23 protein-coding genes and 1 pseudogene are annotated in these 24,652 nt (G+C 66.2%); 3 read left to right on the top strand and 21 right to left on the bottom strand.

Annotated features, from left to right (window positions below):
* The 3 genes and pseudogenes from JOY90_RS08380 to truB all read right to left on the bottom strand — a co-directional run.
* Window positions 1–1,017: pseudogene (locus JOY90_RS08380) on the bottom strand (polyribonucleotide nucleotidyltransferase); the annotation flags it as partial.
* A gap of 326 nt (window positions 1,018–1,343) precedes the next feature.
* The gene (gene rpsO / locus JOY90_RS08375; RefSeq protein ID WP_291690672.1) at window positions 1,344–1,613 is read right to left on the bottom strand and encodes a 30S ribosomal protein S15; all 270 of its coding nucleotides are present in this window, start codon (window positions 1,611–1,613) and stop codon (window positions 1,344–1,346) included.
* Window positions 1,614–1,615: 2 nt separating this feature from the next.
* Window positions 1,616–2,602, bottom strand: coding sequence for a tRNA pseudouridine(55) synthase TruB (gene truB / locus JOY90_RS08370; RefSeq protein WP_291690674.1), 987 nt, complete (start codon window positions 2,600–2,602; stop codon window positions 1,616–1,618).
* Between truB and JOY90_RS08365 the strand changes: the two genes are divergently transcribed.
* A complete protein-coding gene (locus tag JOY90_RS08365; protein WP_291690675.1) occupies window positions 2,546–2,674 on the top strand; it encodes a hypothetical protein in 129 nt (42 codons plus the stop codon). The genes truB and JOY90_RS08365 overlap by 57 nt on opposite strands.
* Window positions 2,675–2,721: 47 nt before the next feature.
* On the opposite strand, the gene rbfA is transcribed toward JOY90_RS08365, so the two are convergent.
* The 5 genes from rbfA to rimP all read right to left on the bottom strand — a co-directional run bounded on the left by rbfA (window position 2,722) and on the right by rimP (window position 9,181).
* Window positions 2,722–3,138: a 30S ribosome-binding factor RbfA gene (rbfA, locus tag JOY90_RS08360; RefSeq protein ID WP_291690671.1), complete on the bottom strand. Its 417-nt coding sequence runs from the start codon at window positions 3,136–3,138 to the stop codon at window positions 2,722–2,724.
* A gap of 171 nt (window positions 3,139–3,309) precedes the next feature.
* A complete protein-coding gene (gene infB, locus JOY90_RS08355; RefSeq protein WP_291690670.1) occupies window positions 3,310–6,051 on the bottom strand; it encodes a translation initiation factor IF-2 in 2,742 nt (913 codons plus the stop codon).
* 55 nt (window positions 6,052–6,106) lie between these two features.
* Window positions 6,107–6,805, bottom strand: coding sequence for an RNA-binding protein (locus JOY90_RS08350; RefSeq protein ID WP_291690669.1), 699 nt, complete (start codon window positions 6,803–6,805; stop codon window positions 6,107–6,109).
* Window positions 6,806–6,821: 16 nt separating this feature from the next.
* The gene (gene nusA, locus JOY90_RS08345) at window positions 6,822–8,438 is read right to left on the bottom strand and encodes a transcription termination factor NusA (protein WP_291690668.1); all 1,617 of its coding nucleotides are present in this window, start codon (window positions 8,436–8,438) and stop codon (window positions 6,822–6,824) included.
* A gap of 11 nt (window positions 8,439–8,449) precedes the next feature.
* Window positions 8,450–9,181 carry a ribosome maturation factor RimP gene (gene rimP, locus JOY90_RS08340; protein WP_291690667.1) on the bottom strand — a complete coding sequence of 244 codons (732 nt, stop codon included), beginning with the start codon at window positions 9,179–9,181 and terminating at the stop codon, window positions 8,450–8,452.
* A 394-nt stretch (window positions 9,182–9,575) separates the two neighbouring features.
* Between rimP and JOY90_RS08335 the strand changes: the two genes are divergently transcribed.
* A complete protein-coding gene (locus JOY90_RS08335; protein WP_291690666.1) occupies window positions 9,576–10,664 on the top strand; it encodes a DUF2336 domain-containing protein in 1,089 nt (362 codons plus the stop codon).
* A 188-nt stretch (window positions 10,665–10,852) separates the two neighbouring features.
* Here JOY90_RS08335 and JOY90_RS08330 read toward each other — a convergent pair whose 3' ends face one another.
* From JOY90_RS08330 to tsaB, 11 genes are all read right to left on the bottom strand, one after another.
* Window positions 10,853–11,542 carry a tRNA (guanine(46)-N(7))-methyltransferase TrmB gene (locus JOY90_RS08330; protein ID WP_291690673.1) on the bottom strand — a complete coding sequence of 230 codons (690 nt, stop codon included), beginning with the start codon at window positions 11,540–11,542 and terminating at the stop codon, window positions 10,853–10,855.
* A 50-nt stretch (window positions 11,543–11,592) separates the two neighbouring features.
* Window positions 11,593–12,717 (bottom strand): M20 family metallopeptidase, encoded by a 1,125-nt coding sequence (locus JOY90_RS08325; protein WP_291690665.1) that lies wholly within the window; start codon window positions 12,715–12,717, stop codon window positions 11,593–11,595.
* Window positions 12,718–12,818: 101 nt separating this feature from the next.
* Window positions 12,819–13,235: a helix-turn-helix transcriptional regulator gene (locus tag JOY90_RS08320; RefSeq protein WP_291690664.1), complete on the bottom strand. Its 417-nt coding sequence runs from the start codon at window positions 13,233–13,235 to the stop codon at window positions 12,819–12,821.
* A 246-nt stretch (window positions 13,236–13,481) separates the two neighbouring features.
* Window positions 13,482–15,122, bottom strand: a complete 1,641-nt coding sequence (lnt, locus tag JOY90_RS08315) for an apolipoprotein N-acyltransferase (RefSeq protein ID WP_291690663.1) — start codon at window positions 15,120–15,122, stop codon at window positions 13,482–13,484.
* Complete coding sequence (locus tag JOY90_RS08310) at window positions 15,122–16,243, bottom strand: hemolysin family protein (protein ID WP_291690662.1); 1,122 nt, start codon at window positions 16,241–16,243, stop codon at window positions 15,122–15,124. Before JOY90_RS08310 ends, lnt begins: the two co-directional genes overlap by 1 nt.
* Window position 16,244: 1 nt before the next feature.
* On the bottom strand, window positions 16,245–16,754 hold the full coding sequence (gene ybeY / locus JOY90_RS08305; RefSeq protein WP_291690661.1) for an rRNA maturation RNase YbeY: 510 nt from the start codon (window positions 16,752–16,754) through the stop codon (window positions 16,245–16,247).
* A gap of 47 nt (window positions 16,755–16,801) precedes the next feature.
* Window positions 16,802–17,854 carry a PhoH family protein gene (locus tag JOY90_RS08300; RefSeq protein ID WP_291690660.1) on the bottom strand — a complete coding sequence of 351 codons (1,053 nt, stop codon included), beginning with the start codon at window positions 17,852–17,854 and terminating at the stop codon, window positions 16,802–16,804.
* 4 nt (window positions 17,855–17,858) lie between these two features.
* Window positions 17,859–19,256 (bottom strand): tRNA (N6-isopentenyl adenosine(37)-C2)-methylthiotransferase MiaB, encoded by a 1,398-nt coding sequence (miaB, locus tag JOY90_RS08295; RefSeq protein WP_291690659.1) that lies wholly within the window; start codon window positions 19,254–19,256, stop codon window positions 17,859–17,861.
* A gap of 150 nt (window positions 19,257–19,406) precedes the next feature.
* Entirely contained in the window at window positions 19,407–19,856 is a 450-nt protein-coding gene (locus tag JOY90_RS08290) for a Fur family transcriptional regulator (protein WP_291690658.1), read from the bottom strand.
* A gap of 41 nt (window positions 19,857–19,897) precedes the next feature.
* Window positions 19,898–20,383 carry a ribosomal protein S18-alanine N-acetyltransferase gene (gene rimI / locus JOY90_RS08285; RefSeq protein ID WP_291690657.1) on the bottom strand — a complete coding sequence of 162 codons (486 nt, stop codon included), beginning with the start codon at window positions 20,381–20,383 and terminating at the stop codon, window positions 19,898–19,900.
* On the bottom strand, window positions 20,380–21,078 hold the full coding sequence (gene tsaB / locus JOY90_RS08280; protein WP_291690656.1) for a tRNA (adenosine(37)-N6)-threonylcarbamoyltransferase complex dimerization subunit type 1 TsaB: 699 nt from the start codon (window positions 21,076–21,078) through the stop codon (window positions 20,380–20,382). Before tsaB ends, rimI begins: the two co-directional genes overlap by 4 nt.
* Before the next feature lie 265 nt (window positions 21,079–21,343).
* On the opposite strand from tsaB, the gene JOY90_RS08275 reads away from it, so the two are divergent.
* A complete protein-coding gene (locus JOY90_RS08275) occupies window positions 21,344–23,029 on the top strand; it encodes a PAS domain-containing methyl-accepting chemotaxis protein (protein ID WP_291690655.1) in 1,686 nt (561 codons plus the stop codon).
* 3 nt (window positions 23,030–23,032) lie between these two features.
* On the opposite strand, the gene JOY90_RS08270 is transcribed toward JOY90_RS08275, so the two are convergent.
* Together JOY90_RS08270 and trpS are read right to left on the bottom strand one after the other, a co-directional pair.
* A complete protein-coding gene (locus JOY90_RS08270) occupies window positions 23,033–23,602 on the bottom strand; it encodes a NifU family protein (RefSeq protein WP_291690654.1) in 570 nt (189 codons plus the stop codon).
* A 323-nt stretch (window positions 23,603–23,925) separates the two neighbouring features.
* Window positions 23,926–24,652 (bottom strand): tryptophan--tRNA ligase (gene trpS / locus JOY90_RS08265; protein ID WP_291690653.1); only part of this gene is annotated, 727 nt, incomplete at its 5' end.

The raw sequence follows: 24,652 nt of genomic DNA, 5'->3' as shown, positions 1-24,652 counted from the left end.
ATGGGCGCGCGGCAGCACGCCGACCTCGCAGACGATGTCGCGCACGGTCCTGACGTCGCGGCCGTCGATGCGCTTGCCGGTATCGAGGATGTTCCAGCGGACGATCTTGGCTTCCAGCTCCTTGAACACGTCGGCGATGCGCAGCTTGTCGTGTTTCGGCTCCTGCCCTTCGGGGAAGAAGTGCGCCATCACCTTTTCCTTGGCGGCGCCGACGGCGGCGTAGCGCTCCTGTTTGATCGGGATCGCATAAGCCTTGCGCAGCTCCTGCTCGATCAGGCCGAGCATCTCCTTCTCGATCGCGCCGTTGTCGATGGCCTGCACCTCGCCCGGCTCCTTGGCCGCCTTCTCGGCGAGCTCGATGATGGCGTTGATGACCGGCTGGAAGTGGCGGTGGCCGAACATCACCGCGCCCAGCATGATGTCCTCGTTCAGCTCCTTGGCTTCCGATTCCACCATCAGCACGGCGTCCGCGGTGCCGGCGACCACGAGATCGAGCCTGGTGTCGGTCATCTCGTCGAGCGTGGGGTTGAGCACGTATTCGTCGTTGGCGAAGCCGACGCGGGCGGCGCCGATCGGTCCCTTGAACGGCACGCCGGACAGGGTCAGCGCGGCGGAGGCGGCAACCATCGCCAGCACGTCGGGGTCGTTCTCCATGTCATGCGACAGCGTGGTCACGATGACCTGGGTTTCGTTGCGCCAGCCGTCGACGAACAAGGGGCGGATCGGACGGTCGATCAGGCGGGAAACCAGCGTCTCCTTCTCGGTCGGCCGGCCCTCGCGCTTGAAATAGCCGCCGGGGATGCGGCCTGCGGCATAGGCCTTCTCCTGGTAGTCGACGGTGAGCGGCAGGAAGTCGACGCCTTCGCGCGGCGATTTCGACGCGACGACGGTGGCGAGCACCACGGTCTCGCCATAGGTGGCGATCACGGCGCCGTCGGCCTGTCGGGCGATCTTGCCGGTTTCAAGCTTGAGCGGACGTCCGCCCCAGTCGATCTCTACGGAATGAATATTGAACATCGCAGTCTTCTTTCATGGGTTCACGAAAGGCCGGACGCCCCAAACAAAAAACCATGCGCAAGACGGCGGGACGCTGAACGGAACAAGGTCAGCGTCCGGCGATCCTGCCATGGTTTTGTGTTTCGGATGGTGTCCATCCTCTCGCGGTGTCGCGGGCAACATGCCCGCCAGCCCAGCCGCCGGATTGCTGCTGGACCTCTCTTCTGAGCACGATCGGATCGTGCTCGTCTGCACGCTGACCTTCGGAAGCCCGCGACCGGCGAGCTTCGAAAGACCATGCAAAAACGCGCGTCAAACCGAACGCGCGTGTACTCAAAACAAAAAACTCAACGACGAATGTTGTGTTTCTCAATCAGTGCCTTGTAGCGCGCCTCGTCCTTCCTCTTCAGATAGTCGAGGAGCGAGCGGCGCGTCGACACGAGCTTCAACAGCCCGCGCCGCGAATGATTGTCCTTCACGTGGGACTTGAAATGCCCGGTCAGGTTGTTGATCCGCTCCGACAGGATCGCGACCTGGACCTCGGGCGAGCCGGTGTCGCCGGACTTGACCGCGTTGGCCTTGATGACTTCCGCTTTGCGTTCGGCGGTAATCGACATCGTCAAATTCTCTCGTTGCGACCGGAGCTGGCAGTCAGCCCGGTCAGGTTGAACACGCGCTTGGGGATGAGTTCGCCGTTGCCAATCTCGGCAAGCGCCAGAAGACGGCCTGCCACCGTGACATAGACTGTGCCGCTACTATTGGGCGCATCCCGTCCGCGCAACAAGACGGCCTGGCCCCGATGGAGCCTTGCCGCATCCGCCCGACTGACGGCCAGTGCCGGGATGTCGTCCAGCGCGGTCTCAACGGGCAAAAGCGCGTCGGCGAGGCTACCCTCGCCAGACGCGGCTCTATTGCACAAAGCCTCCAACTCTTCCAGTGGAATCATGTCGTTTTCGCCGAAAGGGCCGACCAGGGTCCGGCGCAGCGCGCAGATATGGCCGAAACAATTGAGCAGCCGGCCGATGTCGCGGGCGAGCGCCCGCACATAGGTGCCCTTGCCGCATTCGGCCTCGAACACCGAATGGTCGCTATCTAATTGTTTTACCAAGCTTAATTGGTGTATCTCGACGGGTCTCGGCGCCAGCTCGACGACCTCGCCGTCCCGCGCCAGGTCGTAGGCGCGCTCGCCCTGGACCTTGATCGCGGAATAGCGCGGCGGAGTCTGCTCGATCAGCCCGGTAAATTGCGGGAGCAAGGCGCAGATGGCCTCGGCGCTCGGCCGCTCAGCGTTGCTGCGGACGACCTTGCCCTCGCTGTCATCGGTGTCGCGTTCCTCGCCCCAGCGCACCATGAAACGGTAGCGCTTGCGGCCCTCCATCACGAAGGGGACGGTCTTGGTGGCTTCGCCGAGCGCGATCGGCAGACCGCCGGAGGCGAGCGGATCGAGCGTGCCGGCGTGGCCGGCGCGCTTGGCCGAGAACAGCCGCTTGACGACGGCGACGGCCTGCGTCGAGGTCATGCCGATCGGCTTGTCGAGCACGATCCAGCCATGAATGTCGCGGCGGTCGCGGCGGGGCTGCTGATTGTTCGGCCGCTGCTGCTTCAGGCGCGGATCGTTGTTGCTCCGCGGAGCGCCACTCTGCACCTCTGCCGGATCATCATTCTCGGCACCTTGTGAGGCGGCATCAGGTGAGCCGATTTCGCTCTTGGTCGGGGGGGCGGTCATCAGTCTTCGTCCGAATCCGCTGCGAGGTCTTTCTGCACCGCAGGCGTTCGCAATAATTTCTCGATACGTTCCGCTTCGTCGAATCGATCGTCGATGCGGAAGCGGACATCAGGAGCAAATTTCAGGTTAACGCGCCGAGCGATCTCGCCGCGCAGAAATTTCTTGTTCCGCTCCAGGGCCGCGAGCACAACGTCACGGTCGCGGCCGCCGAGCGGCATGACGTAAATGGTGGCTAGCTTCAGATCCGGCGACATCCGGACCTCCGGCACCGTGATGATATGGCCTTCGAGGTCCGGATCGTGGGCGTTACCGTGCATGAGAATCTCGGCAACAGCGTGGCGCACCGCCTCGCCGACTCGCAGTTGACGCTGCGAGCCGCCGGGCGCGGCATTCCTGGTGTGGTGGTGGCGCGGCATTTTCCGATGATGACCCGATCATGCCCGGGCAGGGCCCGGACATTCATTCGCATAGATTAAGATATTTCACCGACTGAGCAATTGCCGCGGTCCAATTGCCGCGGTCGCAATGACGCCGATCGGCGCCATTGCCCCAGCCGGACGACGCGTGCGCGATCTGCGGGCTTCGGACTACAGCGAGCGCTGGATCGTCTCGACGCGGTAGCATTCGATCACGTCCCCGACGCGCATGTCGTGGTAGTTCTCGAACGCCATGCCGCACTCCTGGCCGGCCAGAACTTCCTTCACTTCGTCCTTGAACCGCTTCAAGGTCGAAAGCTTGCCCTCGTGCACCACCACGTTGTCGCGGATCAGGCGGACGTTGGCGCCGCGCTCGACGGTGCCGTCGGTGACCCGGCAGCCGGCGACCTTGCCGACCTTGGAGATGTTGAAGATCTCCAGGATCTGGGCATTGCCCAGCATGGTTTCGCGCAAGGTCGGCGCGAGCAGGCCGCTCATCGCCTTCTTCACGTCATCCACGAGGTCGTAGATGATGTTGTAATAGCGGATTTCGATGCCGTTGCGCTTGGCGGATGCGGCGGCTTCCTTGTTGGCGCGCACCGAGAAGCCGATGATGGCGGCGTTGAACCCTTCCGCCAGCGTCACGTCGGATTCCGAGATGCCGCCGACACCGGCATGCAGGATGCGGGCGGCGACCTCATCGGTGCCGAGCTTCTCCAGCGAACCCAAAATCGCCTCCAGCGAGCCCTGCACGTCGGCCTTGACGATCAGCGGGAACTCCTTGCGGCCGGAGGTCTTGAGCTGCGACATCATCTGCTCGAGCGAACCGCGCATGCCGGAAACGCTGGCGGCGGCGTTCTCGCGCTTCTGATGCGCACGGTAGCTCGTGATCTGGCGGGCGCGGGCCTCGTTCTCGACCACCGCGAGTCGGTCGCCGGCTTCCGGCGGGCCGTTGAAGCCGAGCACCTCGACCGGCACCGACGGGCCGGCGTCCTCGACGGTCTCGCCCTGGTCGGAGATCAGCGCGCGGACGCGGCCCATCTCGGCGCCGGCCACCACGATATCGCCGACCTGGAGCGTGCCGCGCTGAACCAGCACGGTCGCGACCGGACCGCGGCCGCGGTCGAGCTTGGCCTCGATCACCGTGCCCTCGGCGGGCCGCTGCGAATTGGTCTTGAGGTCGAGCAGGTCGGCCTGCAGCGCAATCATCTCGAGCAGACGGTCGAGATTGGTGTGGTTCTTGGCGGAGACCTCGACGTCCACCACCTCGCCGCCGAGCGATTCGACCTGCACCTCGTACTGCAGCAGCTCGGTGCGGACCCGTTCGGGCCTCGCTTCCGGTTTGTCGATCTTGTTGATCGCGACGATGATCGGAACCCGCGCCGCCTTGGCGTGGTTGATCGCCTCCACTGTCTGCGGCATCACGCCGTCATCGGCGGCGACCACCAGCACGACGATGTCCGTGACCTTGGCGCCCCGCGCGCGCATGGCGGTGAAGGCGGCATGGCCGGGCGTATCGATGAAGGTGATCTTCTTGCCGCTTTCCGGCGAGGTCACCTGATAGGCGCCGATATGCTGGGTGATGCCGCCGGCCTCGCCCGACACGACGTTGGCGTGGCGCAGCGCGTCCAACAGCGAGGTCTTGCCGTGGTCGACGTGGCCCATCACGGTCACGACCGGCGAGCGCGGCTCGGTGTCGGTGGAATCGTCGACGACGTCGAACAGGCCCTCCTCGACGTCGGACGCGGCCACGCGCTTCACGGTGTGGCCGAGCTCCTCGGCGATGAGCTGCGCGGTGTCGGCGTCGATGACGTCGGTGATCTTGTGCATCGCGCCCTGCTTCATCAGCAGGCGGATCACGTCGACGGCGCGCTCTGACATGCGGTTGGCGAGCTCCTGGATCGTGATCGCTTCCGGGATCGTGACCTCGCGGATGAGCTTTTCCTTGGGCTCGTTCGAGGCGTGTCCCTTCAGCCGCTGGGTGCGGCGGCGGAACGAGGCGATCGAACGCTCGCGGACGTCGTCGGCATTGAGCGCCGTGACCAGCGTCAGGCGGCCGCGCTCCTTCTGCGGCCCCGGCTTGTGCGTGGTCTTCGGCGCGGCGGGGGCGCGCATCCCGCCTCCCGGACCACGGCGAACCTGTCGGGGGCCCTCGTCCTCCTCGGCCTCCGCGGGTACGGCGCCGCCGGGCCGGCCGGCCGCTACCGCGGTCCGCGCCGGCGTCGCTGGCCGAGCTCCTGGCGTGGAGGTGGTACGCGCGGCAGGCGTCGCAGTACGGGCGGCGGGCGCGGGAGCACGGGTTCCCTGCGGCGTCGCCGTGGCAGAAGCCGTCGCCGGGGCGGCAGCGGCGGCCGATCGGGCGGCCGCCTCGGCTTCGCCGAAGCGCTTCTTGGCTTCGAGCTCGGCCTTGCGCCTGGCTTCCTCGTCGTGACGGTGGCGCTCCTCCTCGGCCTTGCGGCGCGCCTCGGCGGCTTCGCGTTCCGCCTTCTCCTCGCTTTCGCGGATCGCGCGGCGCCTCGCCTCTTCCTCGGCGTGCCGCCGCTCCTCGACCTCGCGAACGCGGGCATCCGCCAGCGCGCTCAGCCGCGCGGCGTGCTCGTCCTCGGTCAAGGTGCGCAGCACCACCCCCGATGCGTTGCGCGACTGCGACGGCGCGCCGCCTGAAGGGCGCTGCGGCGCAGCCTTTGGCGGCGGTGCCGGCTTGCTGGTCACGGCCGGCTCCGGCGCCGGGTGCGCAATCTCGGCTCCGTCGGCGCCGACACGGCGCTTGCCGCGCTTCTCCACGACCACCTGCTTGGTGCGGCCGTGGGGGAAGCTCTGGCGCACGGTGCCGGTCTCGACGCGCGGCTTCAGCGTCAGGGTCTTGCTCGGCACACTCAGTTTCTTGTCGCCGGGCGTGTTCTTGTCGGCCATTCAGTAGTCCTAATCTTGTGGTGCGTGAGCGCACCGACGTTTGACGCAACTTCAGCTATTTCGAATTCCTGGCCGCGGTTCCGGCAGTCTTGTCGGCGTCGGCCAATCGGTATCGAACCAGGGTATGGCTGCGCGACAGGAATGTCCTGCTCGCCGGGCCCGCGAGCAGCGCAGCATGTACCACATTTGACCGGCCCAATGCCAAATCCAATTCTGCCGACGTCAGCGCGTCGACGACGGGAAACCCCGGCGTTTCTCTCCCATTCCCGGCCTTTTGCCGCGCCAGCGCGTCCAGCTTCCGGATCCCGTCATGGGCCCCGTCGCAGGCGTGGATCAGTGCCTGGATCGCCACCCCCTTCGGGGGGGCGGTGAGCGCGGCCTCGACCTTGGCAAAGCCCGAAACCACCTGGCCGGCCTTGGCAAGCACGGCCAGGGCTTCGATCACGCTGCGGACCAGCAATTGCTCGGTATCGGCGGCCAGGCTCGCGGCAACGCGGACGTCGCGCCTGAACCCCCTGCCAAAATGGTGACGCCGGACGGCCTCCGCAACGGCCGAGCGCGAGGCGGAGACCCAAAGGCCTCGTCCGGGGAGCTTGCGCTTGACATCGGCGATGACCTCGCCGGACGGCGAGACCACGAAGCGGATCAGCTCGTCGATCGGCCGCACCTCGCGGCTGACCGCGCACATCCGCATCGTCGCGGACTTCGTGGTCCGCGGGCCGTTGTCGAGATCGGGGTCGGCAGTCGCGAGCATGCGTGGGGCATCTCCTTCAGGCCGCGTGTTCTTCGCCGGCGCCCTCGGCCTCGGCATCTTCCGGCTTGGCGAGATCGGCCTCGCTGATCCAGCCGGCCTTGACGCGGGCCTGCATGATGAGCGCCTCGGCCTCGTCGCGCGAAACCTCGACGCCGTCGAGCGCGCCGGTGTGCTTGGTCGGCTCGGAACCCTCCTTGCGCTCGGTCCAGCCCACCAGGTCGTCGGTGGCGCAGCCGGCGAGGTCGTCGACGGTCTTGATGTCGTTCTCGCCGAGCTTGACCAGCATCTTGGACGTCACGCCCGGCACCGTCTTGAGCGCATCCTCGACCCCGAGCTCCTTGCGGCGGGCTTCGAGCTCGGCCTCCTGCTGCTCGAGATATTCCTTGGCGCGGTTCTGCAGCTCGGTCGCGGTCTCCTCGTCGAAACCTTCGATGCCTGCCAGCTCCTTGACATCCACCAGCGCCAGCTCCTCGACCGAGGTGAAGCCTTCGGAGGCCAACAATTGGCCGACGACCTCGTCGACGTTGAGCGCTTCCATGAACACCCGGGTGGAGTTCTCGAAGTCGGCCTGGCGGCGCTCCGATTCCTCCTGCTCGGTCAGGATGTCGATGTCCCAGCCCGTCAGTTGCGAGGCGAGCCGGACGTTCTGGCCGCGCCGGCCGATCGCCAGCGAAAGCTGGTTGTTGGTGTCGGGCACCACGACCTCGATGCGCTCGCGGTCCTCGTCGATGACGACCTTGGTGACTTCGGCGGGGGCGAGCGCGTTGACGACGAAGGTCGCGATGTCGGGCGACCACGGGATGATGTCGATCTTCTCGCCCTGCAGCTCGTTGACCACCGCCTGCACGCGCGAGCCGCGCATGCCGACGCAGGCGCCGACCGGGTCCACGGAGGAGTCGCGCGAGATCACGCCGATCTTGGCGCGCGAGCCGGGATCGCGGGCCACCGCCTTGATCTCGACGATGCCGTCGTAGATCTCCGGCACCTCCTGCGCGAACAGTTTGGCCATGAACTGCGGATGGGTGCGGGAGAGGAAGATCTGCGGTCCGCGCGTCTCCCGCCGCACGTCGAAGATATAGGCGCGGACGCGGTCGCCGTTGCGGAACACCTCGCGCGGCAGCATCTCGTCGCGGCGGATGATGGCCTCGCCGCGACCGAGGTCGACGATGACGCTGCCATATTCGACGCGCTTGACGATGCCGTTGACGATGTCGCCGATGCGGTCCTTGAACTCCTGATATTGCCGGTCGCGCTCGGCCTCGCGCACCTTCTGCACGATCACCTGCTTGGCGGACTGCGCGGCGATGCGGCCATATTCCAGCGGCGGCAGCGTGTCGGCGATGGTGTCGCCGATCTGCGCGCCCGGATTGGCCCGGCGGGCGTCGTGCAGCGAGATCTGATTCGCCGAATTCTCGACGTGCTCGACCACCAGCATGTGGCGCGACAGCCGAAGCTCGCCCTTCTTGGCGTCGATCTCGGCGTGCACGTCGGTCTCGCTGCCGTAGCGGGCGCGGGCGGCCTTGGCGATGGCGTCCTCCATCGCCGCGATCACGATGCCGCGGTCGATCGACTTCTCGCGCGCGACCGCGTCGGCGATCTGCAGCAGTTCGAGCTTGTTGGCGCTGACGGCCATGGTGGTCTCCTTCAGGTCGGATCGTTGTCGCTCGCGCGTTCAGCGGCGAGGCGATGTCGTTTGGTGTTCTTGGCGGGCTTGCGCGGCGGCCTCTCTTGCGACCGCGCGCCGCGGTCCGCATGCGACGCAGGCCCTGGCTCCAGCCCGAGATCGCGCTTCAGCGCGCGCTCGGCCTGCTTGCCGCGTCGCATCGATTCGGCAATCAATTCGTCGGTCAACACCAGCCGCGCCTCGGCGATGTCCTCCATCGGCAGCAGCACGCTGGCGTCCTCGCCGGCCGGTGCATCGTCGCGCGCGATCTCGACCGCATCGCCTTCGACGCCCTTGATGGCTCCACGGAAGCGCTTGCGGCCCTGGCGGGCCACCGCCATCTCGATCTTGACGAGGTGGCCGGCGAAGCGCGTGAAATCGGAACGTCTTACCAGCGGGCGGTCGATGCCGGGCGAGGAAATCTCGAGCCGATAGGCGCGATCGATCGGATCGGCGATGTCGAGCACCGGCGACAGAGCCCGCGAGATCGCCTCGCAGTCATCGATCTGCATCGAGCCGTCCGGTCGCTCCGCCATGATCTGGACCGTGCAGCCCGCTTCGCCCGAGATCCTGATCCGGACCAGCCGATATCCCAATTGCCTCAGCACGGGATCGGCGATCGCCGAGACGCGCGCGGCTGCGCCCGGCTCGACCACCAGGCGCGGCTCCGCCAGCAATTCGGCGTCCATGGAACCCACGATCGGATCGGTCATGTTCGGCGTTGGATTGGTCCTGGCATTGTGCGCGAGGATGACCTCCTGAAAGCCGGTGCTCGGATTCCGGTCATGCTCGCAATCTATCCTGTTTCGGCGGCATCTCACCGACACCGGGCCGATCCGGCGGCGGTAACCGGGACGGACTGGTTCAGGTAATAAAAAAGAGCGGGTCCCGGGGGGCCCACTCTCACTACGCGATCGTATGAGATACCGTAAGTTGCGGGGGTGATATAGCTCCTTTCGCCCGTTCCGGCAAGGCCGGCCGCGACGAATTCGCGGAAGGCGGGACCTGGGCCTAACCCTTCCTTCACCAGACCCGCTTAGATTGCCGGCGATCGACCCGGCTATGCGGGGGCGTGGGGCCGGGTCGCGTTGCGTTTCGAGTAGCCAGATGACAGTCGCCACGTCGCTGATCCCCGGACTTGAAGAGATCGTCAGGCATGGCGATCCGAAGCGCCGCGCCGACGCCGCAGGCCGGATTGCTGACCTGTTTCTCCGGGATGCCGCAAGGCTCAGGCCGACCCACGTCCAGCTTTTCGACGAGATCCTGGTCGACCTCGTGCCGTTCGCGGAGACGATCGCGCGGGTCGAAATTGCCGAGCGCATGTCACATCTTGCCAACGCGCCGCCCTCCCTGGCCGGCCAGCTCGCGCGCGAGAAGGAGATTCTGGTGGCGGGACCAATTCTGCGCCGCTCGCCCGTGCTGCGCGAGCATGTGCTGCTCGAGGTGGCAGGCATCATGGGGCAGGACCATCTGCTGGCGATGTCGGAGCGGGCGAGCCTGTCCTGCGATCTCACCGACATCATCGTGCATCGCGGCGACCGCGAGGTCGTCCGGCGCACCGCCCGCAATGCCGGAGCTGCATTTTCCGACAACGGCTATTCGGAATTGGTCAGGCGCGCCGGTGGGGACGGCGTGCTGACGCTCACCGTAGGTCAGCGCGCGGACCTGCCCCATGCCCGCCTCAAGGAATTGCTGGCCGGATCGCTCGACGTGGTCCGCCGCCGGTTGTTCCAATTGGTAGGCCCGGAGCGTCAGGCCGCCATCAAGATGGCGATGAGCACCGTCGCCGGCGCGGCCGAGTCCGCCGAGGGCAGCGAGCGCGACTTCCTGCCGGCGCAGCGCACGATCCTGGCCCTGCACCGGGCCGGCAATTTTGGCGAAGCCGCGCTGCTCAACTTCGCCAAGGCGCATCGCTACGAGGAATCGGTCGCAGCGCTTTCGGCCCTGTCGGGGATCGCGATCGGAATGCTCGACCAGCTGATCTCGGGCGACCGGCACGATCCGATCCTGATCGTCGGCAAGGTGGCCGGTCTCGAATGGGCGACCGTGCGGGCCCTGATCCTGCTGCGGCTCGGTCGCGACCGCGCCCCGGCACCGGCGGACATCGAGAATGCCCGGGTGAATTTCGGACGCCTGATGCCGTCGACCGCCGAGCGCGTCGTCGGCTTCTGGAAGACTCGCCAGCCACTGTTCTGACCGTCGTGCAGCGCCGAAGCGGCTATCTTCCCGTCGAAAGCCATAGGGTGGGCTACGGCGCGGAGCGCCGTGCCCACCATTACATCAACAGTATTGCTTTCAATGGTGGGCACGCTTCCGCCTTCGTGTGGCGACTTACGTGCATGTGGTCGCTTAGTCCACCCTACCGATCTCCTGACGCAGTAGGGCTATCCCTTCCGTCGAAAGCGCAGATAGGTGGCGCGGCGGCCTTCGCGCTCGGCTTTGCGGCCGTAGCGCGTCATGGTGTAGCCGTCCCACGGCCTGCGCCAGTCACTGGCGCGATCCGCGAGCCAAATGAAGTCCGGGGAGCGCAGCAGATGCGCGAGCGTCCAGGCGCTGTAATCGTCGATGTCGCTGACGAAGCGGAATTCGCCGCGCGGTGCCAGCACGCGCGCCATCGCTGCGATGGTCGCGTTCTGCACGAAACGCCGTTTCCAGTGCCGCCGCTTCGGCCAGGGATCAGGGTGGATCAAATCGATGCGCGCGAGCGAGTGCGCCGGCAACCACGCCAGCAGCTCGGCGGCGTCTCCGGCGAACAGGCGGATGTTGCCGATCTGACGGCTGTCGATCTCCGTCAATATCTTCGCCATGCCGTTGACATAGGGTTCGCAGCCGATGAAGCCGCAATCGGGCAGGCTGCGCGCTTCCGCGATCAGGTGCTCACCGCCGCCGAAGCCGATCTCGAGCCGGACCGCGTCGACCGGCTTGCCGAACAGCACCGACAGATCCGAAGGCGTGGGATCCGTGACGTTGAGCGCGAGACGCGGCAGCAGATGCGTGATCAGCCCAGCCTGATGGGTGCGGAGCTTGTGACCCTTGCGGCGGCCGAAGAAGGAGCCGTGCCGGCGCTCCGGCATTCCTGCATCGGTCGATCCGTCGCCGTCGTCCCGACTGCCGGCCGGAGCGTTCATCGCAGAGTCTGACAGAGCCGATGGAGCAGCCGCGTCCTCGGCTCGAGCGAGGAAATATAGAGCTGCTCGTAGTGGGTGTGTGCGCCCTTGCCGTCGACTCCGAGGCCGTCGAGGGTCGCGGTAAGAGGCGCGGTGAAGTTGCCGTCGGAGCCGCCGCCGCTCTCGGTTTCGCGGAGCTCGAATCCGATCTCCCGGGCGAGCGTCCTTGCATGTTCGAACAGAGCCGCGCTTGCGCGGTCCTTCTCGAAAGGCGGCCGGTTGAGCTCGCCGGTCACCGCGACGCCGACGCCTTCGGTTCGGGATTTCAGATTCAGGATTCTCGCCACCAGCTCGTCGGCATCGGCCAGCGTCGGCACGCGAAGGTCCACCTCGGCATGGGCTTGCTCGGCGATGACGTTCGGGCGCGTGCCGCCCCTGACCACGCCGACATTGACGGTGATGCCGCGCGTCGGGTCGTTCATCGCCTCCAGCGCGGCAATGACGTTGGCGAGCTCGTGAATGGCGCTGTGGCCATCCTGCGGCCGCGAGCCGGCATGGGCGGGCACGCCCTTGATGAAGACCTCGAACCGTCCGACGCCCTTGCGGCCCGTGACGATCTTGCCGCCGTCACGCGCGGGCTCCGTCACCAGCACATATTTGGCCTTGCGGCCTTCGGATTCGATCAGTGCGCGGGAGGTGGGACTGCCGATCTCCTCGTCGGAGACATAGAGCTGCGTGATGCCGAGCGAGGAACGCCCGGCATCGGCGCAAAGCGCGCGGAACGCGTGATAGGCGAGGTAGGCGCCGCCCTTCATGTCGTAGATGCCGGGTCCGAAGGCGCTGTCGCCTTCGACCCTGAACGGCAGGCGGTCGATGAAGCCCTTTGGATGCACCGTGTCGAGATGGCTGAGTATCAAGATACCCGGCCCATCCTGGCCCCATGACGAGCGCGCCACCAGATGGTCGCCGCAGCCGTCCCGCCCGGCTACCCGCTCGAGCGCCGCCGGCAGGTCGCGATAGCCGTCGGCGACCAGCGTCACGAGCCGGTTGACCTGCTCGGTTGCTCCCGTCGGCGTCTCGATCTCGACCCAGCGGCGGATGCCGTCGAGGATGGTCTGCGAATCAAAGGGATTGATGGCCATCGGCTGACGACGCTTCGTTGAATCCAGACGAGTCTCCCTGCGGAGACGGTTTCGGATGCAACCGAATAGGCCAGATCGCGTGGTCGCTCAAACCAAAAGCATCACGCCTTGTCGGGCTCCTCGCCGGCGGCGGCGATTCGTTCCACCAGATCGACGATGCTGCGCCGGAGCTTGGCATCGGTGATTCGGGTGAATGCGCGCGTCAGTGCCAGGCCTTCGGATGTCGCCAGGAAATCCGAGACGTAGGTCGGCGAGGCGCCCTCGGCGAAGCCGCCGCCGCTACCTGCGCTGGTCGGTCCGCCCTCGAACAGGAACGATACCGGGACCTGCAGGACCTCCGAGATTTGCTGAATGCGGCTCGCGCCGACCCGGTTGGTCCCCTTCTCGTATTTCTGGATTTGCTGAAAGGTGAGACCCAGGGCCTCGCCCAGCTTTTCCTGGCTCATGCCCAGCATGATGCGCCGCATTCGCACCCGGCTGCCGACATATTTGTCAACAGGATTCGGGGCTTTAGTCATCTCCAACTCTCCTTGCGATCAAGCAGCGGCGGATGAGGCAACGAGGTCAGCATGCCTCTGGCGCCAACACCGTCAAATCTTGCTCGGAGGTCGGTCGAGATTGCAGACAATGTGAGCAATGAACTGACTGGATCGTACTCGCGCGTACACAATGCGAAGTACAACGTCGTTCTGTCAACTAGCGGATATATGCTTTCGAATATTTTTGCCGACCGTTGAAAATTGGTCAAACCCCCTCGGAAGCGATCATGGAGTCCTGGCGTCGGTTTGGCGGTCTCGGAGTGGCGGTTTGGCGAGCCGCGCACGCGCGACCAGAACGATGGCGATCAGCACCATGACGATGGCGGGCATGTTCCCATGGTCGGCGAACACGGTCGGCGGGATATCGACGGGAAGCGGCGCATCCAGCACCCCTTCGTTGCCGAGCCCGAGCCGCGCGACAATGCGTCCCACGGGATCGATCACCGCCGAGATTCCGGTGTTTGCCGCGCGGACCAGCGGCAGCCCCTGCTCGATCGCACGCAGCCTCGCCTGCTGCAGGTGCTGATAGGGACCGGTCGAGATGCCGAACCAGCCGTCATTGGTCAGGTTGACGATCCAGCCGGGCCGATCTTCTCCCGTGGCCGCGTCGCTTGGAAAAATCGCCTCGTAACAGATCAGCGGGAGCACTCGGGGCGCGTTCGCGACCGGCATCGGGCGGCGCAGCGTGCCTGGAATGAAGCCGCCCTGCACCCTGGTGAGCTGCTCGAAGCCGATCTTCTCCATCCAGTCCTGGAACGGCAGGTACTCGCCGAACGGGACCAGATGCAACTTGTCGTAGACCGACAGCACGGTGCCGTCGTGGTCGATCACATAAATCGAATTGTAGGCACGGGTTATACGTGTTCCTGGCGGCAGATCCGGCGCCCGAACCGAGCCGGTGATCAGCACGGTCTGCCTCGGCAGGAGGCCGGCGATCTCCGCCATCACATCCGCCTCGCGCGTCAGGAAGAACGGAAATGCTGATTCGGGCCAGATCAGGATGCCGACATCGCGCACGCCGGTCGACTGCGGTCCTGACGCGCGGTCGGACAGCGCGAGATAGTGCTTCATCACTTCCGCCTTGGCGGCGTAGTTGAACTTGACGTCCTGCTGCAGGTTGGGCTGCATGATTCGCAGCTTGACGTTGGCGACTGTCTCGGTCGGATGCAGCGACAGGCGCACGACCCCGAACGCGCCCATCGTGACCAGCGCCAGGATGGCTGCGGCGGGTGCGGTCCAGGACCGATACTCGCGTGGGTTGTTGTCAATCAGCACCGCCGGACTGGCGAAGATGGCGACGGCGAGGAACGTCAGACCCCACAATCCGACCAGCGAAGCCGTCTGTGCCAGTGCCAACGGCTCCGACAGCGCATAGCCGAAAGCGTTCCAGGGAAAGCCGGTCAGGACATGACCGCGCAACCACTCGCTGACGGTGAGGCTCGCGGCAAGCGCCAGAACACGCACAGCATCGCGGGTCCAGAGCAGGCGCGCCAGCGCGAAGCCGAGCGCGGTGAACAGCGCGAGATAGATCGGCAGGCCGAGCACGGCGAACGGCATCAGCCAGGCGAAGGTGGAGGCATCGACCAGGAAGGCGTAGCCGATCCAGTACAGTCCCGGCACGAAGTAGCCGAGCCCGAACCAGAAACCGGCCATGGCTGCGGCCGGCACGCCGCGCCAGCGGCCCGCACCGGCGCCATCGATCAGCCAGACCGCCGCGGGGAACGTCACGAACAGCACCGGCCAGGCATTGAACGGCGCCATCGCCAGCACCGACAGGGCACCGGCGGCGAGTGCAATGCCGGCGCGCTTCCAGCCCCAGGACAGCACGATCGCAAGGCCCGCGGCGCGAAGTTTCTTGGCGATCATCACTGCGGGGCCGCTCCGTCCGAAGGCGGTGGCCGGTTGTCATCGCCCGGCTGCGCATGGCCGGGTGAGTCCGGGGTTGATTCGCGTCGTCGATTCTCGCGTTGCGTGCGCGGCGTCGGCCGCTCCTTGCGGGTGGCGATGCGCAGCCGCTTGACGCGACGGGGATCGGCGTCGAGCACCTCGACCTCGAAATTGCCGGGACCGGAAATGACCTCGCCGCGCACCGGCAGGCGGCCGACATGGCTGACCAGATAGCCGCCGAGCGTCTGCACCTCCTCGCCGGCCTCGCCGGTGACGAACTCCTCCCCGATCACGGCGCGGGCATCATCGAGGCTCGCCCGCGCGTCGGCGATGAAGGAGTTGTCGGCCTGGCGCACGATCGACGGCGCCTGGTCGCTGTCGTGCTCGTCGTCGATCTCGCCGACGATCAATTCGACGATGTCCTCGATCGAAACCAGACCGTCGGTGCCGCCATACTCGTCGACGACCAGCGCCAGATGAACGCGTGAGGCCTGCATCTGCGCCAACAGGTCGATCGCGCGCATCGAAGGCGGGATGTAGAGCAGCTTGCGGATGATGCTGGCGTCGGCGAGCGATAGCGCGAGGTCGACGGCGCGCAGGTCGAGGCCGGCGGGAAACGGCTTCTTGCGCTTGGTCTTGATGGTCTCGCTGACGCGCGCCTTGGCGGTCATGAAGGCGAGCAGGTCGCGAATGTGAACCATGCCCTCGGGGTCGTCGAGGCTTTCGTTGTAGACCACGAGGCGGGAATGCGCCGCGCCTTCGAACCGGTCCATCAATTCGCCGAGCGGAATGTCGCGCTTGACCGCGATGATGTCGGCCCGGTGCACCATGATGTCGGCGATGCGCCGCTCGTGCAGGCCGAGGATGTTGCGCAGCATGGTGCGCTCGGCCGCGGTGAAGCCGGCATCGTCCGGCGTCGAGGCGTCGAGCACCACCTGCAGGTCGTCGCGCACCGATCCGGCCTTCCAGCCGAACAGGTTGCGGATCGCGCGGATCAGCCAGTGGTCGGTCGCGGGGCGGCCGACCTCGCCCGGCGGCACCACAACGGGCAGGTTACGCGGGTTGCGCGGGTTGTCGTGGACCGGGTCGGAGTCCGACATCTCAATCCATCCGTCCCCGCTCCGCATAGGGATCGGGAATTCCGAGTTGTCCGAGTATAGTGCGCTCAAGGGCTTCCATCGCTTCGGCTTCGTCGTCGGTCTCGTGGTCGTAGCCCACCAGGTGCAGGAAGCCGTGCACTGCGAGATGGCTGAGGTGGTGGGCGAACGGCTTGTGCTCGTCGTCGGCCTCTTTCCGCATCGTCTGATAGGCGATGGCGATGTCGCCGAGCGTGCGCGGCGCGTCCTCGCCGCCCTGCGGGGGCGCCGGCAGCGAAGCCGCGAACGACAGCACGTTGGTCGGCTTGTCGATGCCGCGCCAGTCGAGATTGAGCGTGCGGATGGTGGGGTCGTCGGTCAGCATCACCGCAAGCTCGGCGCCGGCCACGTCGGCGTCGATCGCGTCCGCGGCGGTCGCGATCGCGCGCTGGACGACGGTTTCGGCATCGGGCTCGCTCCGCCAGCAATCTGCGGCAACGAGGACCTCGGTGATGGGGCTGGTCGGATGCGACATGATGGTTGAGCGTTTCGTCGAGCCTCCAGGGCCTGACCTGCGGAGCCTTAGTTGCCTGTCGCCGAGCGCTGCGGCGACGCTTCATAAGCGGCGACGATCCGCGCCACCAATTCGTGGCGGATCACGTCCTCGGCGGTGAACCTCACCTGCGCGATGCCCTCGACGCCCTGAAGCAGGCGCGCGGCTTCGGCAAGACCCGACATCTGGCCGTTCGGCAGGTCGACCTGCGAGGGGTCGCCGGTGACGATCATGCGGCTGTTCTCGCCGAGCCTCGTCAGGAACATCTTCATCTGCATCGAGGTGGTGTTCTGCGCCTCGTCGAGAATGATCGCGGCGTTGGTCAGCGTGCGGCCGCGCATGAAGGCGAGCGGCGCGATCTCGATCTCGCCGGTCTGCAGCGCGCGCTCGACGATGCGCGCGTCCATCAGGTCGTACAGCGCGTCATAGATCGGCCGGAGATAGGGATCGACCTTCTCGCGGAGATCGCCGGGCAGGAAGCCGAGCCGCTCGCCGGCTTCCACCGCCGGCCGCGACAGGATGATGCGGTCGACCTCCTTGCGCTCGAACAATTGCGCGGCATGCGCGACCGCGAGCCAGGTCTTGCCGGTGCCGGCGGGGCCGATGCCGAACACCAGCTCGTGACGCTTGAGCGCGCGGATATAGGAGTCCTGCGCCGCGGTGCGCGCCCGCACCGGGCGCTTGCGCAGGTTGATGAGTTCGAAGGCCGATTTCGGCGCCTTGGCGTCGTACTCGAACAGCGAGCCCTGCGCGATCACGGCGCGGATCGCGCCCTCGACATCGCCCTGCGAAAGGTCGTGGCCCTGCACCGCCTGCGCATACAGCGCTTCGAGCACGCGCCGCCCGGCTTCGCAGCCGTCGCGGGAGCCGGCGATCGTGATGTGGTTGCCGCGGGAATCGACGACGATGCCGAGCCGGCGCTCGATCTGCGCGAGGTTCTGTCCATAGGGACCGACCAGCGCGGAGGCGGCGCGGTTGTCGTCGAAATCGATGACGACCTGCGTCTCGGGCGGAATCTGCATGTCGCGGTCGAATTTGCGGCTGGGAGCGAGCGAAGGCGAATCCGATGCGCTCTTGGGCAAGGGCTCAGGCTCCAATGCTGATGGGCGAAGGCTTTGGCTCGGTGCGGGGCGCGGGCAGGGCCAGCTCGCCGAGCAGGCTGTAGCGCTCCAGGCTTTCGATTCTGACGGGGAGGACGCTTCCGACGATGTCGGGCGAGGCCATGACATGGGCCGGCTGCAGATAGGCGGTGCGGCCGACGACCTGCCCGGGATTGCGCGCGGCGCGCTCGAACAGCACGTCGACCGTCGTGCCGATCGCCGCCATGTTGAAGGCCGATTGCTGGTGGTCGATCAGGTCCTGAAGCCGCGCCAATCGCTGATCCATGTCGGAAGCGGATACCATCTCCGCAAGTTCCGCCGCCGGCGTTCCCGGTCGCGGGGAATATTTGAACGAATAGGCCGCAGCGTAACCGATTTGCGCGACCAGCGCGAGGGTGGCGGCGAAATCTTCCTCCCGCTCGCCGGGGAAGCCGACGATGAAATCCGACGAGAATGCAATGCCTTGTCGGGCGGTACGGAATCGGTCGATCACATCCAGGTAATTTCGTACGCTGTGCCTGCGGTTCATGGCCGCGAGAATCCGATCCGATCCCGATTGCACCGGCAGATGCACCAATGGCATCAGCGCCGGCAGGTCGCGATGGGCCTCGATCAGGCTGGCATCGACGTCATTCGGGTGGCTGGTCGAATAGCGCAGCCGCGCAATGCCGGGAATTTCGGCGAGCCGGTGCAACAGCTTGCCGAGCGGCCAGCTCGTCCCGTCCGGTCCTTCGCCGTGGTAGGCATTGACGTTCTGGCCGATCAAGGTGAGCTCGCGCACGCCGTGGTCGGCGAGCCGGCTCACCTCCTCGACGAGGTCGGCGACCGGGCGGGAGACCTCGGCGCCGCGCGTATACGGCACCACGCAGAAGGTGCAGAACTTGTCGCAGCCTTCCTGGACCGTCACGAAGGCGGAAATGCCGCGCGCACGGATCGCGTCGGCTTTCGGCGGCGGCAGGTGGGCGAACTTGTCGTCGGCGGGAAATTCGGTCTCGATCGCATGTTCGCGGCGCGCGGCACGCGCGAGCAGTTGCGGCAGGTGATGATAGCTCTGCGGGCCGACCACGATGTCGACCGTCGGCGCCCGGCGAATGATCTCGTCGCCTTCGGCCTGCGCGACGCAGCCGGCCACCGCGATCCGCATGTTGCGTCCCTCCCGCGCGGCCTGCTCCTTGAGGAGGCGCAACCGGCCGAGCTCGGAATAGACTTTCTCCGAGGCCTTCTCGCGGATGTGGCAGGTGTTGAGCACCACGAGATCGGCGTCGTCCGCGCGCGCCGTCTCGATGAAGCCCTCGCCGCCCAGCGTATCCGCCATGCGCTGGGCGTCGTAGACGTTCATCTGGCAGCCATAGGACTTGATGTGCAGCTTGCGCGGCGGCTTCATGGACCCTTGCATGCGATATCGGCGCGGCGCCCCCGGAGTGCCGCGTGGCTCTCATACAGTCTGGGCTGTGGAAAATCCAGCGGCGCGGCCTAATCCTTGCAATCTGGGCGAGTGGTGCGCTGGTGCGAGAGGCTGGTTAGGCGCCGCCGTTCAGGATGGATCCTCGTCGAGCGGCACGCAATAGAGCTCCAGCCGATGGTCCACCAGGCGGTAGCCGAGCCGGCGGGCAATCTCGGCCTGCAGCTTCTCGATTTCCTCATTGGTGAATTCGATCACCTTGCCGTCACGCAGGTTGATCAGATGGTCGTGGTGGCTTTCGCGCATCTGCTCGTAGCGGGCGCGGCCCTCGCGGAAATCGTGGCGCTCGATGATGCCCGCGTCCTCGAACAATTTTACCGTCCGGTACACGGTCGAGATCGAGATCTTGTCGTCCACCGCCACACAGCGGCGGTACAATTCCTCGACGTCCGGATGGTCGACCGCCTCCGCCAGCACACGCGCGATGACGCGGCGCTGCTCCGTCATGCGCATGCCGGTGGCGGCGCAACGCGCCTCGACGCCGGTGGGCTTCGGCCCGGACGAAGATTTGAGTGCGGTCATGGGTTCTTGCCTTGAGAGCGGCATCTCTGCCGGGGCATATCTTAGAACAAGTCGCGGCGCATCAGAAGCGCATTCAATTGTTCCCCGTCCGGTTGCCGGTAGTAGCGCTCGCGCCGCCCGACGACCGCGAATCCGGTCCCTTCGTAGAGCCGCCGCGCCGGCGCGTTGTTTTCTTCGACCTCGAGAAAGATGGAACGTACGCCTCGCCCGGCGAGATGGCCGAGATGTGTCAACAGCAGGTCACGCGAGAGGCCGCGGCCGCGATAGGAGGCGTCGATCGCGATCGAGAGGATCTCCGCCTCGTCAGCGCCGAACCGCGACACCGCAAAGCCCGCGAGCTTTCGTCCAATCCGCAGACGCTGGATCAGGGTGTTGCGCTCGATCACCATCTGCTCGAATTCGCTCTCGCCCCAGCCATGACGAAACGAGGCGGCGTGAAGCTGCGCGAGCCGCCGCGCATCGCGCGCCCGGGCGGGCTCGACCACCGCCTTGCCGCCACGCCAGAGATCCCGGAGCCATCGCATCATGACGCGGCGGGCTCGGCACGTGACGGCGCGACATCGCGCGACGGTCTTGCGTCGGGCGGCCGCAGATAGGTCGGCCGGGCGGGCGCGATCTCCGGGTCGGCCGCGGCGCCGAGCCACGCCACCCAGTCGATGTCGGGCGCGGCCCGCGAGTCGACCTCGCAGGGCGGCGGCACATCCTTCGGCCAGCGCTCGGCCAGCATCGCTGCGGCATTGCCGACCAGATGCGGTGTCCCGATCCGCGCGGCGGCGACCGCCTCGGCGATCGGCGCGACTCGCGGCCCGATCAGCGGGCCGCCGTCGCCGCCGACGACCTGGAAATACACCTGGTCGTGCCGGGCATCGATTGCCGAGACCACCGGCTGCTCGCCGCCGTCGCTCACCGCGGGCGCGGCATAGGCCGACAGCGTCGTTACTCCCACCACCGGCTTGCCGGCGGCGAGCGCGATGCCGCGTGCGGCCGACAGCCCGACGCGCAGCCCCGTAAAACTGCCGGGGCCGGTCGTCACCACGATCCGGTCGAGCGCGGCGAATGGCAGCGCCGCCCGCTTCATCACGCGCGCGATCAGCGGCATCAGCGCTTCGGCATGTCCCCGTTTCATCGAAAGCGATTCGCGCGCGATCGCGCGGCCCGCGTCGGTATCGAGCACGGCCGCCGCGCAGGCATCGAGGGCGGTATCGACAGCGAGGATCAACATCGCTCGAGCCATAGCATCTTTCGGCGGGGGAAATCGCGAGCCAGGTTCATCTGCCGGGTTCCATCCCAGAGATTTTCATCGATCGACCCCCGGCAACTTACGGGATACTAAGTAATTGAAAGGACAGACAAGTTAACCTGCCCTTAGGCGAGGTGATGCAACGGTTGCGACCGGGCGAGCGAGCCTTCTCGGCTCGGGGTGAGCGCGGCTCGGTTGGTCGATCGGCGCCCGTTTTCATCATGCCTATGGGCGGAGAGGGCTTCTAATGTCATTCTGGCAAGGCGCCGCGAAGGCGCGAGATGCGCTGGCACATGCGGAGGCCATCAGCCGGTCGCAGGCCGTGATCGAGTTCGAACTCGACGGCACGATCATCACCGCCAACCCGAACTTTCTCGACGCGATGGGATACCGGCTGACGGAAATCCAGGGCAAGCATCATCGGATGTTCGTGCCGCAGGACGTGCACGACAGCAGTGAATATCGCGCGTTCTGGGCCGACCTCAAGCTCGGCAAGTATCGCGTGGGCGAGTTCAAGCGTGTCGCCAAGGGCGGGCGCGAGGTCTGGATTCAGGCTTCCTACAATCCGATCCTCGACGGGGGCGGCAAGCCGGTCAAGGTCGTCAAGTTCGCGAGCGACATCACTGCTCAGAAGATCCGCAGCATGGAAGACGCCGGCAAGATCACCGCGATCTCGCGAGCGCAGGCGGTGATCGAATTCAATCTGGACGGCACCATCATCGCCGCCAACGACGGTTTCCTGAAGGCGATAGGTTACGATCTCTCCGAGATCAAAGGCAAGCATCACCAGATGTTCGTGCAGCCGTCCGAGCGGGAGAGCGCCGGCTATCGCGAGTTCTGGGCGGCGCTGAACCGCGGCGAATTGCAGAGCGGCGAGTTCAAGCGCATCGGCAAGGGCGGCAAGGAGGTCTGGATCATCGCCTCCTACAATCCGATCCTCGACGAGACCGGCAAGCCGTTCAAGGTGGTGAAGTTCGCCTCCGACATTACCGAGCAGAAATTGAAGGCGGCCGATTTCGCCGGACAGATCGAGGCGATCGGCAAGTCGCAGGCGGTGATCGAGTTCAGCATGGACGGGATCGTCCTCGATGCCAACGACAACTTCCAGAAGACGCTTGGATATTCGCTCGGCGAGATCAAGGGCAAGCACCACGGCATGTTCGTGGCGCAGGAGGAGCGGGAGAGCGCGAATTACCGCGCGTTCTGGGCGGCTCTCAATCGCGGCGAGTTCCAGTCGGGCGAGTACAAGCGTATCGGCAAGGGCGGCAGGGAGGTCTGGATCCAGGCCTCCTACAACCCGATCCTCGATCTCAATGGCAAGCCGTGCAAGGTCGTCAAATACGCCTCCGACACCACTGCGCAGGTGCTGGCGCGGATGCGGAGCGAGCGGGTGCGGAGCATGATGGAATCGGTCGCCGCCGGCGCGGAGGAGCTGAACGCTTCGGTGCGTGAAATCTCGGCCGCAATGGTCAAGTCGAAGGAGACCGCCAATACGGCGGTCGATCGGGTCGAGACCGCCGACCAGCAGGCGCAGCGCCTGTCGGCCGCGGCCGAATCGATGAGGTCGATCGTGCAGTTGATCGGCGACATCACCGGTCAGATCAATCTGCTCGCGCTCAACGCCACCATCGAATCGGCCCGCGCCGGCGAGGCCGGCCGCGGTTTTGCCGTGGTGGCCTCCGAAGTCAAGAACCTCGCCAATCAGGCCAAGCAGGCGACCGACAAGATCGAGCAGGAGATCGGCAACCTGAACGGCATCTCCGGCGACGTCGTCGGCGCGCTCAATTCGATCAAGAAGGCGATCCAGGACGTCAACGAGTACGTCACGTCCACGGCGGTCGCGGTCGAGGAGCAGAGCGCGGTCACGGCCGAGATGTCGAACGGCATGCAGCGTGCCGCGGCGGAGGCCGCGAGCATCGGCCAGGCGGCGTAGCTCTCACATCGGCCGTACTTCCACCACCTCGGGCACGAAGTGGCGCAGCAGGTTCTGGATGCCGTGCTGCAGCGTCGCGGTCGAGGACGGGCAGCCCGAGCAGGCGCCCTTCATGTTGAGATAGACGATCCCGTCCTTGAAGCCGCGGAAGGTGATGTCGCCGCCGTCATTGGCGACCGCGGGCCGCACCCGCGTCTCGATCAGGTCCTTGATCATGTCGACGGTCTCGGCATCCGCCTCGTCGAAGAACTCGTCCTCCTCGTCGCGCAATTCGTCGCTGCCGATCGTGCCGTCGGCGAGCAGCGGCGTGCCGGACATGTAGTGCTCCATGATGGCGCCGAGGATCGCCGGCTTCAGGTGCTGCCAGTCGCCGTCCTTCTTGGTCACGGTGATGAAGTCGGAGCCGTAGAACACGCCGGTGACGCCGGGCACCTCGAACAGCCGCTCGGCGAGCGGCGAGCGCGCGGCACCGGCACGATCGGTGAACTCCATGGCGCCGCCGTCGAGCACGATGCGGCCGGGGATGAACTTCAGGGTGGCGGGATTGGGGGTGGCTTCGGTCTGGATGAACATGGCTTTCTCCGGCGTCGCCGGTTCAAGGCCGGCGCGTGGATCGATCTCTAGCAGATGGCGACGGCCAACGCACGATCAAGGGGTTCCAATACCGCCGGCCGGCGTCCTAAAGAATGATAGACCTTGAATGAAGGCTCGTCGTGGCCTTACCTCTCCCCGCTCTTCTGCGGGGAGAGGTCGGATTGCATCGCAGATGCAATCCGGGTGAGGGGCCTCTCCACGAGTCCCGCTGCGGCATGTCCCTCACCCCAGCCCTCTCCCCGTGAAGAACGGGGCGAGGGAGCGCACTTCCTGCGCCGTTCGAGCGCCTTTACCTCGTCTCGTCAGCGCTTGCGGACGAAGCCGACGATGTCCTTGGTCTTCTCCATGGTCTCGGCGGCGATGGCACGGGCGCGGTCGGCGCCGTCGACGAGGACGGCGTCGACATGGCCGGGATCGGCGACCAGCCGCTTCATCTCGGCGGCGATCGGCGCCAGCTTGGTGACGCAGAGGTCGACCAGCGCGTTCTTGAAGTTCGAAAATTGCCCGCCGCCGAAATCGCGCAGCACGTCGGCCTTCGAGCGGTCCGCGAGCGCGGCATAGATGCCGACCAGGTTGTCGGCCTCGGGCCGCGCTTCCAGGCCCTTCTCCTCCGTCGGCAGCGGTTCCGGATCGGTCTTGGCCTTGCGGACCTTCTGCGCGATGGTGTCGGCGTCGTCGGTGAGGTTGATGCGCGAGTTGTCCGAGGCGTCGGATTTCGACATCTTCTTGGTGCCGTCGCGCAAGGACATCACCCGCGTCGCCGGCCCGGTGATCAGCGGCTCCGGCAGCGGGAAATACAGGCCGTCATTGAAGCCGTGGCCGCGGATCGAGTCGCCGAAATCATTGTTGAACTTCTGCGCGATGTCGCGCGACAGCTCCAGATGCTGCTTCTGGTCGTCGCCGACCGGAACATGGGTCGCGCGATAGACCAGGATGTCCGCCGCCATCAGCACCGGATAATCGTAGAGGCCGATCGACGCGTTCTCACGATCCTTGCCGGCCTTCTCCTTGAACTGGGTCATGCGATTG

This window comes from Bradyrhizobium sp., from assembly GCF_019242285.1.
GTDB lineage: Bacteria > Pseudomonadota > Alphaproteobacteria > Rhizobiales > Xanthobacteraceae > Bradyrhizobium.
This window is presented reverse-complemented; position numbering and strand designations above follow the sequence as displayed.